Origin of the sequence: Bhargavaea ullalensis (genome assembly GCF_042432615.1) — a bacterium.
GTDB lineage: Bacteria > Bacillota > Bacilli > Bacillales_A > Planococcaceae > Bhargavaea > Bhargavaea ullalensis.
In genome coordinates this window covers 303,264-315,999 of record NZ_JBHLWY010000042.1, presented here as the reverse complement: position 1 = coordinate 315,999, position 12,736 = coordinate 303,264, and the positions used below count along the sequence as shown (strand labels likewise).

11 protein-coding genes and 1 other annotated feature are annotated in these 12,736 nt (G+C 59.7%); of the genes, 8 read left to right on the top strand and 3 right to left on the bottom strand.

Annotation, left to right across the window (positions count from 1 at the left end):
- The first annotated feature begins 19 nt into the window (after nucleotides 1-19).
- The 5 genes from hemC to ACFFIY_RS11635 all read left to right on the top strand — a co-directional run bounded on the left by hemC (nucleotide 20) and on the right by ACFFIY_RS11635 (nucleotide 5,201).
- Nucleotides 20-949, top strand: coding sequence for a hydroxymethylbilane synthase (hemC, locus tag ACFFIY_RS11655; protein ID WP_354194985.1), 930 nt, complete (start codon nucleotides 20-22; stop codon nucleotides 947-949).
- The gene (locus ACFFIY_RS11650) at nucleotides 942-1,706 is read left to right on the top strand and encodes a uroporphyrinogen-III synthase (RefSeq protein ID WP_354194987.1); all 765 of its coding nucleotides are present in this window, start codon (nucleotides 942-944) and stop codon (nucleotides 1,704-1,706) included. Before hemC ends, ACFFIY_RS11650 begins: the two co-directional genes overlap by 8 nt.
- A complete protein-coding gene (gene hemB / locus ACFFIY_RS11645; RefSeq protein ID WP_354194989.1) occupies nucleotides 1,703-2,683 on the top strand; it encodes a porphobilinogen synthase in 981 nt (326 codons plus the stop codon). Before ACFFIY_RS11650 ends, hemB begins: the two co-directional genes overlap by 4 nt.
- 1 nt (nucleotide 2,684) lies before the next feature.
- Nucleotides 2,685-3,977 (top strand): glutamate-1-semialdehyde 2,1-aminomutase, encoded by a 1,293-nt coding sequence (hemL, locus tag ACFFIY_RS11640; protein ID WP_354194991.1) that lies wholly within the window; start codon nucleotides 2,685-2,687, stop codon nucleotides 3,975-3,977.
- Between the two features lie 474 nt (nucleotides 3,978-4,451).
- Entirely contained in the window at nucleotides 4,452-5,201 is a 750-nt protein-coding gene (locus ACFFIY_RS11635; RefSeq protein ID WP_354194993.1) for a hypothetical protein, read from the top strand.
- Here the strand turns inward: ACFFIY_RS11635 and ACFFIY_RS11630 are convergent.
- Nucleotides 5,160-5,351, bottom strand: coding sequence for a YszA family small membrane protein (locus ACFFIY_RS11630; protein WP_354194995.1), 192 nt, complete (start codon nucleotides 5,349-5,351; stop codon nucleotides 5,160-5,162). The genes ACFFIY_RS11635 and ACFFIY_RS11630 overlap by 42 nt on opposite strands.
- 63 nt (nucleotides 5,352-5,414) lie before the next feature.
- Nucleotides 5,415-5,637: a binding site (T-box leader), on the top strand.
- Between the two features lie 51 nt (nucleotides 5,638-5,688).
- Between ACFFIY_RS11630 and ACFFIY_RS11625 the strand changes: the two genes are divergently transcribed.
- The gene (locus tag ACFFIY_RS11625; RefSeq protein ID WP_354194997.1) at nucleotides 5,689-8,340 is read left to right on the top strand and encodes a valine--tRNA ligase; all 2,652 of its coding nucleotides are present in this window, start codon (nucleotides 5,689-5,691) and stop codon (nucleotides 8,338-8,340) included.
- 246 nt (nucleotides 8,341-8,586) lie between these two features.
- Nucleotides 8,587-9,630: a nuclease-related domain-containing protein gene (locus ACFFIY_RS11620; protein ID WP_354194999.1), complete on the top strand. Its 1,044-nt coding sequence runs from the start codon at nucleotides 8,587-8,589 to the stop codon at nucleotides 9,628-9,630.
- 126 nt (nucleotides 9,631-9,756) lie between these two features.
- On the opposite strand, the gene ACFFIY_RS11615 is transcribed toward ACFFIY_RS11620, so the two are convergent.
- Both ACFFIY_RS11615 and ACFFIY_RS11610 read right to left on the bottom strand, forming a co-directional pair.
- Nucleotides 9,757-10,548: an ATP-grasp domain-containing protein gene (locus tag ACFFIY_RS11615; protein ID WP_354195001.1), complete on the bottom strand. Its 792-nt coding sequence runs from the start codon at nucleotides 10,546-10,548 to the stop codon at nucleotides 9,757-9,759.
- On the bottom strand, nucleotides 10,545-11,417 hold the full coding sequence (locus ACFFIY_RS11610; RefSeq protein WP_354195003.1) for an ATP-grasp domain-containing protein: 873 nt from the start codon (nucleotides 11,415-11,417) through the stop codon (nucleotides 10,545-10,547). The genes ACFFIY_RS11615 and ACFFIY_RS11610 overlap by 4 nt, the downstream gene beginning before the upstream one ends.
- 77 nt (nucleotides 11,418-11,494) lie before the next feature.
- Between ACFFIY_RS11610 and ACFFIY_RS11605 the strand changes: the two genes are divergently transcribed.
- Complete coding sequence (locus ACFFIY_RS11605; protein WP_354195005.1) at nucleotides 11,495-12,724, top strand: bifunctional folylpolyglutamate synthase/dihydrofolate synthase; 1,230 nt, start codon at nucleotides 11,495-11,497, stop codon at nucleotides 12,722-12,724.
- Nucleotides 12,725-12,736 lie beyond the last annotated feature (12 nt).

Here is a 12,736-nt window from a genome sequence, read left to right as displayed (position 1 = left end):
TTGAAAGGACGGGGTCAATTTGCGAAAGATAATCGTTGGGTCGAGAAGATCCAAGCTCGCGCTTACACAGACAAACTGGTTCATCGAACAGATGAAGGAAGCGGGCGCACCGTTTGAATTTGAAGTGAAGGAAATCGTGACGAAAGGGGACAAGATCCTCGACGTCATGCTGTCCAAGGTTGGCGGAAAGGGCTTGTTTGTCAAAGAAATCGAACAGGCGCTGATCAACAAGGAAATCGACTTTGCCGTGCACTCGATGAAGGACATGCCGGCGGAGCTGCAGGAAGGCCTCACGGTCGGCTGCGTGCCCGAACGCGAAGATGCGCGCGATGCATTCATTTCCAACGGAGGCGTGCGTTTTGAGGACCTGCCGGCAGGCGCCGTCATCGGGACGTCGAGCCTTCGCAGGAGCGCCCAGCTGCTCCTCATGCGCCCGGACATCGAGATCAAGTGGATCCGCGGCAACATCGATACCCGGCTGAAGAAGATGCAGGACGGGGAGTATGACGCGATCTTGCTCGCTGCGGCCGGTTTGAAGCGGATGGGCTGGAATGAGGACATCGTCACCCAGTACCTCGGTGAGGAAGAGTGCATTCCGGCGGTCGGCCAGGGTGCGCTCGGCATTGAGTGCCGCGCGGACGATGAGGAATTGCTTGCGGAACTGTCGAAGCTGACGGAAGAAACGACGCTCCATGCCGTCCAGGCGGAGCGGACGTTCCTTTCGGCGATGGACGGCAGCTGCCAGGTTCCGATCGGCGGCCATGCGGTCGTGGAAAACGGGCAGGTCCGCTTTACCGGCTTCATCGCGAGTCCGGACGCGGCGGATGTGTTCCGCGCGACCGTCGTGGACGCGGACCCGGTCAATGCCGGATTGGAGGTTGCGCGCATGCTGAAAGAGCAGGGCGCAGATGAAGTCCTGGAGAAAGTGAAGGCGGAGCTCGATGAGTGATCAGTATGCGATGGCCGGTGAAACGGTGATTTTCACCGGCACCCCGAAAGCGAAGGAAGCGGTTGCGGCGGTGCGCCTGTACGGCGGCCGGCCGCTGATCCTGCCGCTCATCAAGACTGTCGAGCGGGTCGTGCCGACGGACTCGCTCCGCATGCAGACATGTGCCTCCTACGAATGGCTGATCTTCACAAGCGCCAACGCGGTCCGCGTGTTCGGCAGCAAGATGGAGGCGGAGGGAATGACCGCCGCCGACATTCCGGTGAAAATCGCCGCTGTCGGCAGCGAGACGGCGAAGGCGCTTGAAACGATCGGCTTCACGGCAGACTTCATTCCGGAAACGTACAGTGCAGATTTCTTTGTGGAAGAGTTTCCGGAAGTTTCATCAGAAGGCGAGCGTTGCCTGTTCGTCAAGGGCGCGCTCGCCGGCGATACGATCAAGGAAGGGCTTCCGAATGAAGTCGACGAATGGACGGTCTATGAAACGGTGCAGGATGAAGACGGCATCCGGGAGCTGATCGGCGAACTAGGCCGCGGCGGACGGATCTCCGTCCTCTTCGCGAGCCCGTCGGCGGTCCGCACATTCAATGAACGGATTGCGCCCGAGACCGGCTGGGACGATTTCACGATCGGCGCCATCGGCCACGTGACCGAACAGGCGCTCCTGGACGCAGGTGTCCATGCCGATGTCATGCCTGAAAAATATACACTACTCGATCTCGTGCAAGAACTCCGCAATCGAAAGGAAGGGATTTCATGAACCCGATTCAATTTTCCCGTCACCGCCGGCTCCGCTCCTCGGAGGCGATGCGCTCCATGGTCAGGGAAACGAAACTCCAGAAAGAGGACCTCATCTATCCGCTGTTCATCGCGGAAGGCGAGAATATCCGCCAGGAAGTGAGCTCGATGCCGGGCGTGTTCAACCTTTCGCTTGATCTGCTCGGCGAAGAGCTGGATGAAATCGTCTCCCTCGGGATTCCCGCCATCATGCTGTTCGGCGTGCCGGCAGAGAAAGACGCCGAAGGGACCGGCGCCTACCACAACCACGGCATTGTGCAGGAAGCGACGCGCCTTGCAAAGGAACGCCATCCGGAACTGCTCGTCATCGCGGACACCTGCCTGTGTGAGTACACCGACCACGGCCACTGCGGCGTGATCGAAAACGGCAAGATCCTGAACGACTTGTCGCTCGGCCTGCTGGCCAAAACGGCCGTCAGCCAGGCCGAAGCGGGCGCCGACATCATCGCTCCGTCGAACATGATGGACGGATTCGTCGCCGTCATCCGCCATGCGCTTGACGAAGCGGGTTTTGAAGATGTTCCGATCATGTCTTATGCCGTGAAGTACGCATCGGCTTATTACGGTCCGTTCCGTGAAGCGGCCGGCAGCTCGCCGCAGTTCGGCGACCGCAAGACGTATCAGATGGACCCGGCGAACCGCCTGGAGGCGATCCGCGAAGCCCAGTCCGACATCGAGGAAGGGGCGGACATGCTCATCGTGAAGCCGTCGCTCGCCTACATGGACATCATGCGCGAAGTGAAGGACTTTTCCGGCCTGCCGCTCGTCGCCTACAACGTCAGCGGCGAATATGCCATGATCAAGGCGGCCGCGCAGAACGGCTGGGTCGATGAAGAGAAAATCGTCATGGAGACGCTCACCGGCATGAAACGCGCCGGTGCGGACATGATCATCACGTACTTCGCGAAGGACGCGGTACGTTATATGGAGGGGAACTGATTTGGCTCGTTCATATGAAAACTCCCGGAAAGCTTACGCCGAAGCCGTTGATCTGATGCCGGGCGGCGTCAACTCGCCGGTTCGCGCGTTCAAGGCGGTCGACATGGATCCGATTTTCATGTCCGAAGGCAAAGGCGCGACCATCAAAGACATCGACGGCAATGAATACATCGACTACGTCCTGTCTTGGGGCCCGCTCATCCTCGGCCACACAGACGAGGACGTCGTCTCGGCGATCCAGGAACAGGCATCCCGAGGCTCGAGTTTCGGCGCTTCCACGCTCGTTGAAAATGAACTTGCGAAACTCGTCATTGAACGGGTCCCGTCGATCGAGATGCTACGCATGGTTTCTTCCGGGACAGAGGCGACGATGAGCGCACTCCGCGTGGCGCGCGGCGTCACCGGACGCGATAAAATCCTGAAATTCGTCGGCTGCTACCACGGCCACGGCGATTCCCTGCTCATCAAGGCGGGATCGGGCGTCGCGACGCTCGGCCTGCCGGACAGCCCGGGTGTTCCGGCGTCGATCGCCGGCAACACGATCACGGTCAACTACAATGACCTGGAAGCGGTCCGCACGGCATTCGAGCAGTACGGCGAAGACCTCGCAGCCGTCATCGTCGAGCCGGTCGCCGGCAACATGGGTGTCGTTCCTCCGCAGCCGGGCTTCCTCGAGGGCCTGCGTGAGCTGACTGAACAAAACGGGACGATCCTCATCTTCGATGAAGTGATGACCGGCTTCCGCGTCGGATACAATTCCGGCCAGGGGCATTTCGGCGTCACGCCGGACATGACCTGCCTCGGCAAAGTCATCGGCGGAGGCCTTCCGGTCGGTGCGTTCGGCGGCAAACGGGAGATCATGGAACAGGTCGCTCCGAGCGGTCCGATCTACCAGGCCGGCACGCTGTCGGGGAACCCGCTTGCCATGAGCGCCGGCCTCGCCACGCTCAAGAAGCTGACACCGGAGACGTATGATCATTTCAAGAAGCTCGGCGACCAGCTGGAGGCCGGCTTCCGTGAAGCGGCCGAAGCAAACAACATTCCGCACACCGTCAACCGCGCCGGCTCGATGATCGGCTACTTCCTGACAAATGAAGACGTAATCGACTTTGAAAGCGCCAAGACGTCCGATCTGGAACTGTTCGGCAAGTACTACGCACTGATGGCCGAGGAAGGCATTTTCCTTCCGCCGTCCCAGTTTGAAGGCGTCTTCCTGTCCACCGCGCACACCGAAGAACACATCGCCCGCACGGTCGAAGCGTTCCACAAAGTGTTCGGACAGCTGAAGCGGTAAGTGTAAAGGAAACGATAGGTCAAAGGGGCTGTCCAACAGTCGATTGCCCCACTAAAAATGCAAAAAGCAAGGACTCTGGTTGCTTTCCGCGGGCCAACCGCCGAGCCTCCTCCGGCTTACAGCCGTGCGGGGCAAGCTCCATGCGCCAGCCCCTCGGGTCATAAGCCATTGCGCGCTGCGGAGCAGGCTCCGCTTTGCGCCCTGTCTTATGCCTGTCGGGGCTAAGCAGGCGCATTGCGCTCTTCTGGAGTCTCGGACGGTCGGCTTTCCCGCAGGAGTCGCCCGCCGTCCTTGCTTTTTGCTGTTTCACGGGGCCGTTCAGTACCTTCTGGACAGCCCCTTTTTTCTTCCTCCCGGGTCTTCCATCCGGGACGGTCCGCAGTGTTCCGGCGGCCGCACGGAATTTATTCGCCATATCCTTGCCTGTCCGCGCATATAATCCCGTATGCGGATTGATTGAAGGAGGAGAGGCAGATGGGTATGTCGACTTGGTCGATGGAGCAGCTGTTCCGATTCCCGGAGTCCTGCGGGGAGCCGGTGCGGGCGGAGTCGGTGAATGTGACGCCGCAGTATTCGGATGAGCGGACGGACAGTTCGTACCGGCTGACGGGTGTTTATCATATGACGTGCATGGCGGTATTCGACGGGGATGGGTCGGCCGGGTTGCCGGACGGGGCGACGATGATCGAGGAGATCGAGATGGACGGGGAGACTGGGTATTTCGAGTACGCGGTGCCGCTGTACATCGATCTTCCCGCAGACAAGACGGAAGCCGCTTCGCTGAAGGCGCATGATGTGCGCGCGCATGTGATGGACGACGGGGCGTTTTGCGTGTCCTGGAAAGTGGACTGCGAGTACGGGGCCGAATCGGAAGAGGAGCGCGCAGAAGCCCGGGAAGAAAAACGGCCGGCCGTTGCGGAAGCGCCCCCTGCGCAAAAAGAAAAGCCCGTCGAGCGGGCGGAAGCAGAGGCTGATAATCCGGTGAAGGCGGCCGCCGTAGTTCCGCCTGCCCGGGAGCCGGTGGCGCAGGCAACGGCGGAGTCGACCTCGGCAGAATCGCCGTTCGAATCAACTCCGCTGGGTGCCGCGCGGGCGGATGATGTGTCGATTCCCGATGAGCCGGACGAGGCGAAGGCGTTCATCGCGGGGCTGGAGGACACGTATACGGTCTTTTCCTATCCGTCATATAAGATCTTTGTGAAAAGCGAACGCGAGTCCGACTAACGCGAAGAGGAGCAGGAAATCGCCGGTCGTCGGCACGATGAGCGTCCGGATAAGCTGGAAACAGCAGATCGGGATGATGATCGCTTTGCAGTAGAACCGGGTTTTCCTCAGGCAGGTCGGCAGCAGATACGGATTGTATTTTCTCCTCAATGGGATCACTCCTTTCAACGGTTGACTTGCCGTCGGCCGTTTTGTACAATGAACGAAATGGATAACGATGCATCGAACGGGAAGAGTAGGCCCGGATGCTGTCTTCAGAGAGGGGGTGCCCGGTGAGAGCCCCCGGCAGCGCCGTCCGAATGTCGCCCGCGAGCAGCCTCCGTGAACGCAGTAGCGGAGCGCCGGTCCCAGACCGTTATCGTATTGAGCGCCGGCCGCTCTTCTTTGCGTGCCGGAACTAAAGGTGGTACCGCGAAATCAGCCCTTCGTCCTTTATCCGAGGACGGGGGGTTTTTTGATTTCCCGGAAATGAGAAGGAGGAGAACCGATGGAACAGAACAATCAGCAGCCGTCGATGCCGACGAAGTATGACCCGCAGTCGATCGAGCAGGGGCGTTATGAGTGGTGGGTGAACGGCAAATTCTTCGAGGCGCAGCCGGACAGCGGCAAGGAACCTTACACGATCGTCATCCCGCCGCCGAACGTGACGGGCAAGCTTCACCTTGGCCATGCGTGGGACACGACGCTCCAGGACATTCTCATCCGCATGAAGCGGATGCAGGGCTATGACGCGCTCTGGCTCCCGGGGATGGACCATGCCGGAATCGCCACACAGGCGAAGGTCGAAGGGAAGCTGCGCGAAGAAGGTAAATCGCGCTACGATCTCGGCCGTGAGAAATTCCTTGAAGAAACCTGGAAGTGGAAAGAGGAATATGCCGGCCATATCCGTGAGCAGTGGGCAAAGCTCGGCCTGGCGCTTGACTACTCCCGCGAACGGTTCACGCTCGATGAAGGGCTGTCGGAAGCGGTTCGTACCGTCTTCGTCAAGCTGTACGAAAAAGGCCTGATCTACCGCGGCGAATACATCATCAACTGGGATCCGAAGACGAAGACGGCCCTGTCGGACATTGAGGTCATCTACAAAGACGTGCAGGGTGCCTTCTATCATATGCGATACCCGCTCGCGGATGGCACGGGCACGATCGAGATTGCCACGACACGTCCGGAAACGATGCTCGGCGATACCGCAGTCGCCGTTCATCCGGAAGACGAGCGGTACAAGCACCTGATCGGCAAGACGGTCATTCTTCCGATTGTCGGCCGGGAAATCCCGATTGTCGCGGACGACTATGTCGAGATGGACTTCGGAAGCGGCGCGGTGAAGATCACGCCGGCGCATGACCCGAACGACTTCGAGGTGGGCAACCGCCACAACCTTGAGCGCGTGCTCGTCATGAACGAAGACGGCACGATGAACGCCCGTGCCGGCAAATACGAAGGCATGGACCGGTTTGATTGCCGGAAAGCGATTGTGAAGGATCTCCAGGAGCTCGGCGTCCTGTTTGAGATCGAGGAGCATCTGCACTCGGTCGGCCACTCGGAGCGGAGCGGCGCGGTCGTCGAGCCGTACTTGTCCACTCAGTGGTTCGTCAAAATGCAGCCGCTCGCGGATGAGGCGATCAAGCTTCAGCAGGGCGAGGGGAAAGTCAACTTCGTGCCGGAGCGGTTCGAGAAGACGTACCTGAACTGGATGGAGAACATCCGCGACTGGTGCATCTCCCGCCAGCTCTGGTGGGGCCACCGCATCCCGGCCTGGTACCACAATGAAACCGGCGAGGTGTACGTCGGCATGGACGCGCCGGCCGATCCGGAAAACTGGCACCAGGACGAAGACGTGCTGGACACGTGGTTCTCGTCTGCGCTCTGGCCGTTCTCGACGATGGGCTGGCCGGATGCGCAGAGCGAGGAGTTCAAGCGCTATTATCCGACGGACGTGCTCGTCACCGGCTACGACATCATCTTCTTCTGGGTGTCGCGGATGATCTTCCAGGGTCTTGAGTTCACCGGCGAGCGCCCGTTCGAAGACGTGCTCATCCACGGGCTCGTCCGCGCGGAAGACGGCCGCAAGATGTCCAAGTCGCTCGGCAACGGCGTCGATCCGATGGACGTCATCGACCAATACGGCGCGGATTCCCTGCGCTACTTCCTCGCGACCGGTTCGTCGCCCGGCCAGGACCTCCGCTTCTCGAACGAGAAAGTCGAGGCGATCTGGAACTTCGCGAACAAGATCTGGAACGCGTCCCGGTTTGCGCTCATGAACATGGACGGCATGACGTTCGATGAAATCGACCTCGGCGGCAAGAAGTCCGCGGCGGATGCGTGGATCCTGACCCGCCTGAACGAAACGATCGAGACGGTGACGAAGCTCGCCGACAAGTACGAATTCGGCGAAGTCGGCCGCGCGCTGTACAACTTCATCTGGGACGACTTCTGCGACTGGTACATCGAAATGGCGAAGCTGCCGCTCTACGGCGAAGACGAAGCCGCGAAGAAGATGACCCGTTCGATTCTCGCCTACGTCCTCGACCACACGATGCGCCTGCTGCACCCGTTCATGCCGTTCCTCACGGAGGAGATCTGGCAGAACCTCCCACACGAAGGCGAATCGATCACCGTGGCCAAGTGGCCGGTTGCGGATCCTTCGCTGTCGGATGAAAAGCGGGCTGGTGACATGAAGCACCTGATGGACGCGATCAAAGCCGTCCGCAACATCCGCGCGGAAGTGAACACGCCGATGAGCAAGAAAGTCGCGCTCATGATCCGCACGCACGACGACGCGACCCAGGCGGCACTCGACGGCAACCGCGACTACCTCGAGCGCTTCTGCAACCCGGAAACGCTTGAAATCAGCCGTGACCTCGAAGCGCCGGGCAAATCCATGACCGCCGTCATCACCGGCGCGGAACTGTTCCTGCCGCTCGAAGGGTTGATCAACATCGAGGAAGAACTCGCCCGGCTTGAGAAGGAGCTCGGCAAATGGCAGGGCGAACTCAAGCGCGTCGAAGGCAAGCTCTCCAATGAGCGCTTCGTCTCCAAGGCGCCTGAGAGCGTCGTCGAAGAAGAACGCGGAAAACAGAAAGACTACCAGGAGAAATACGACGCGGTCCAGAAGCGGATCGCGGAACTGAAAGAACTTTGAGTGAATGAGTGAGGGACCCCCGCCGCGCGTGATGCGTGGCGGGGGTTTTTGCGTGGGGAGGAGGGGGTGTGTGTTGCGAATCGGACTACTCAGAGAGAGAATCGGCCTTTTCAGCGGGAGAATTGGTCTACTCGCGGGACGAATTGATCTATTCAGAATGGAAGTTGGACTATTCGGAAAGTGGGGCGCCATTCTTCTCTCATTCGTGGTATGGTTATGAAAACGGAAAGCAGGTGTTGTTGGGGAATGACGCCGATTTCAGAAGTCATGGAATTTGCACTTGAGGAGTTGGTGATGCGTCTGGCAAAGTCAGACGAAAAGCGGGAGGACGTGATTAAACAGTTAAAGAATCACCGAGCAGGAAAAGCAGGAGAGGAGCGGGTAATGGATGTTGTCCGGTCCGTACGGCTTCCCGAAGAGTGTGAGGTGCTGGTCGATCTGAATCTTCCGCTTGCAAGCGGATGGAAGTTTCAGATTGATATTATGATCGTCATGCCAAGCGGCCTGTTGGTGCTCGAATCAAAACAGATAGGCGGCAGACTGCGATTCAGCAGTTGGCCAGCAACGCTGAACAAGCTGGATGATGAAGGCCGGATCACTCTGACGATGGATTGTCCGGTCGCTCAGCTTGAGGATCAGAAAGGAAACTTGACCCAATTGCTGGATAGACAGGGGCTGCTCGTCCCTATCAACGGTGCCGTGGTCTTCGCCAATCACCCGATCATCGAACAAATTCCCCCAAATGTGCCGGTGATTAAATTGAGAGAGCTAAGAAGAATGCTCCGTTACTGGTTAAGCCAGGAAAGAACAACCAGTGCAGGCCAAATACAAGAGATTGCCCGTTTCCTGCGAGGTCTCCATAAACCGTATCTGGCTTTTCCTCTCCGACAACGTTTTAATATGACGTCCGAGTCCATCTATTTAAAGCCGATGTGTAAAACATGTGAGGTGCCGCTGGACAAACCGAGCGAACGAACATGGATCTGCCCAAAATGCAGAAAGCCGGACCCCGAAGCAAATATACGGACATTGCTGATCTATTTTTTGCTCGGCCACTGCACGATTACCGTCAATCAATGCATGGAACTCCTATCGATCAAAAGCAGGACTTATGCCAGAAGTCTGATCGGTTTGTTTGCCGTCAGAAAAATAGGCAAAGGCAGAGCGACAGTATATGAGCTTGACTACGAACGACAATTCTTCCAGGAAGCTTGGAAAATCGGCGTGTTTCTGGGGAAGGGGCAAAATAAAGTTTTGGAAATGACAAGTAAAAACGATGTGGCACCGTGAGTAGATCAATTTGACCTCCGAATAGACCGATTCGATCCGCCAATAGCTCGATTCGCACGTTGAATAGTCCGATTCCGCACGAACCACCCAAAAACCCTTCCCCGGCGATCACTCCGAGGAAGGGTTTCATTTCATCTGTTCCGCGATTCGCTGCATGATGCGGTCCGCGATGTTGACCTCGCTCGTGTCGTACAGGGAGCGGGAGCCGACGGGGTCTTCGATTTCGTTGAGGAGGAAGCCGCCATCGGGGAGGAGGAGGAAGTCGACGCCGATATAGTCGCTCTTGAGGGCGCGGGCGATTTTGGCGGCGGCTTCTTCCATGCCGGCGGTCGGGCTGAACGGATCCGCGCGGCCGCCGAGCGTGTAGTTGGACTTGAAGCCGTTGCTGCCGGTGCGTTTGACGGCGCCGACCGCTTCTTCGCCGATCATGAACAGGCGGACGTCGGCGGCGCCGGATTCGATGAACGGCTGGCCGATGATCCGGCGGCCGGCATGCCGCGAGAAGAACCAGCCGGCGTCCATTTTGTCCAGGCAGCGGACGACTTCGGTGCCGCCGTGCCCGTCGATCGTCTTCAGGACGGACGGGTACGAACGGATCTCATCGGGGTGGGCGACCCGCCGCGTCGGCACTGTCGGCAGGCCGAGCAGCAGCGCCAGCTCATACGTCGCATATTTGTCATTTGCCACGCGGTTCACCTGCGCACGGTTGAACAGCCGGTGACCGGCCGCCTCCAGTTCGTGCGCAAGCTCCGGATCGCGGTCGCGGAACAGTACGAAATCCGCAGAATCCGGGATTTTCCCGCGCTCCGTGACGAGTTCAAGCCCGTGCCCCGCACGGTCCGCCGCCTCCTTCAGCATGCGGATGAACCCGGCATTCGTCTTTGCGTCTTCCGGCCGGTAATAAACGACGCCGTTCATCCGAGTTTCTCCAGTATGTACGCGATCATCCGGTCCGCGACGTTCACGCCCGTCACGTTCAAAATATTGCGGATGTGCGCGGCGGCATTCACTTCGCAGACAACCGGCTCGCCGTCCGGCCCGAACAGCAGGTCCACGCCTGCAAACTCGGCGCCGACCGCTTCCGCCGCAGCGAGCGCCACCGCACGCTGGGCTTCCGTCAGCTCGACCGGCTCCGCTTTGCCGCCGTTTGTAATGTTCGCGCGGAAATCGGTCTCCGAATGGCGGTACATCGCGGCCACGATTTCTCCGCCGACGACGTTCACCCGGATGTCGCGTCCGCGGCTGGATTCCACAAACGCCTGGAACACGAAATCCACGCCGCGCAGCGCATCGACTTTCTCAAAAAACGCCTCTTCCGTCTCGATCAGATACACCTTCGCGCCGAACGAGCCGTGGCCTTCCTTGATGATGAGCGGCAGGCCGAACTCGCCGAGCACCCGCTCGAAATATCCGGTGCCGGCAATCGTGAACGCCGGGTACACTTTCGGGGCGACGACCGTGCGGGGCATCGGCAGCCCGGCCGCCGCGAGCCGGATGTACTGCTTCGCCTTGTTGTCGCAAGTCTCGATCACGTCCGGGTCGTTGAACACCGGCACGCCGCACGACTTCAGCCAAGAGGCGAGCAGAATGTCCTTGTCCAGGAACACGACAAAATCCGGGCGCCCCCCGGCCGCGAGCCCTTCCCGGAGATCGATCAACACCTCGTAATTTTTCCGGATCTCCGCCCGGACGCCCGCCCGATCCGCCGCCTCCGCGACGAGCCGCGCCTGATCTGCAAATTTATCTGAAGAGAGACTACCATTATAGATGATCCAACAGCTGTTCATGACGCTTCCTCCAACTACTGATGCTATACTGAATAAATCAATTCAAGCTAATCTTACCACACTCGGAGGGGACGGCATTGATTCCAAAACTGGATTTCTACAAAGAGAAGCACCAACTTGAGTCAGCGGACGGGATCCGCCCGGGGCTTGAGGCGATGGAAGAGGCGATGGACGCGCTCGGTCACCCGGAAAAGTGCGGCCGCATCATCCATGTCGCCGGCACGAACGGCAAAGGCTCGACGGTCGCCTTCCTCGACTCGGTCGCCCGCGCACACGGCCTCCAGACGGCCGCCTTCACCTCACCCGCCGTCACCGACCTGCACGACCAGATCAAAATCGGCGGACAGCCCGTCTCACCGGAAACCCTCGACCGGGCCTTCAGGGCAATCAAATCCGCGGGCCTGTCCGCCCGGCTGACCGACTTTGAACTGCTGACGGCGGCCGCCTTTCTCGTCTTCAAAGAGGCGGGCCCGGATCTCGTTCTGATCGAAGCGGGGATGGGCGGGCGGCTTGACAGCACGAACGTCGTGGACCCGGCCGTCTCCGTCATCACATCGGTCGCAATGGACCATACGGGATTCCTCGGAAGCACGCTGGAGAAAATCGCGTCGCACAAAGCCGGCATTCTGAAATCGGGCCGGCCGGGCGTGATCGGCCCGCTGCCGCAACAAGCGATGGAGGAGACGGAGCGGGCGGCCGCGAAGACCGGCTCTCCCATCCGGCGCATCGGCCGCGACTTCCGCCTCGATCAGGACACATTCACGAACAGCCGGATATTCCGCAATGTCCGTCCGGGGCTCGCCGGACCGCACCAGCGAGACAATCTGGCGCTCGCGATCGAAGCGCTCCTGCTGGCGGGAATTCCCCTTGAGGAGGAAGCCGTCCGAAAAGGGGCGCTCGGCGCGTCGATGCCCGGGCGGTTCGAGCAGATCCGTCCCGGCGTCTTCCTTGACGGCGCCCACAACCCTGCGGCCGCGGAGGCGCTCGTCGCCACGATCAGGGAATCGTTCGGAGAAAAGGCGAAAGCCGATTTCCTCATCGGCATGCTCGCGAGGAAAGATTATGCCGCAGTCATCCGCCTCCTCGAGCCTGTCGCCCGATCACTGACCTTCGTTTCATTTCCGCACGAAGAAGCGGCAACGGCCGCACAGCTCGCGGAAGCCTCAAGCATGCCGTCTCGGCAACTGTCGCTGGAAGACGTACAGCAGGGAAAATGGGCGCACGGCGACGCCCCCGCCGTCATCACCGGATCGCTTTATCTGCTGTCTGAAATCCGGCCGTTTATTCTGAACAATCCGGAACTTTAGCAAGAACAGGCA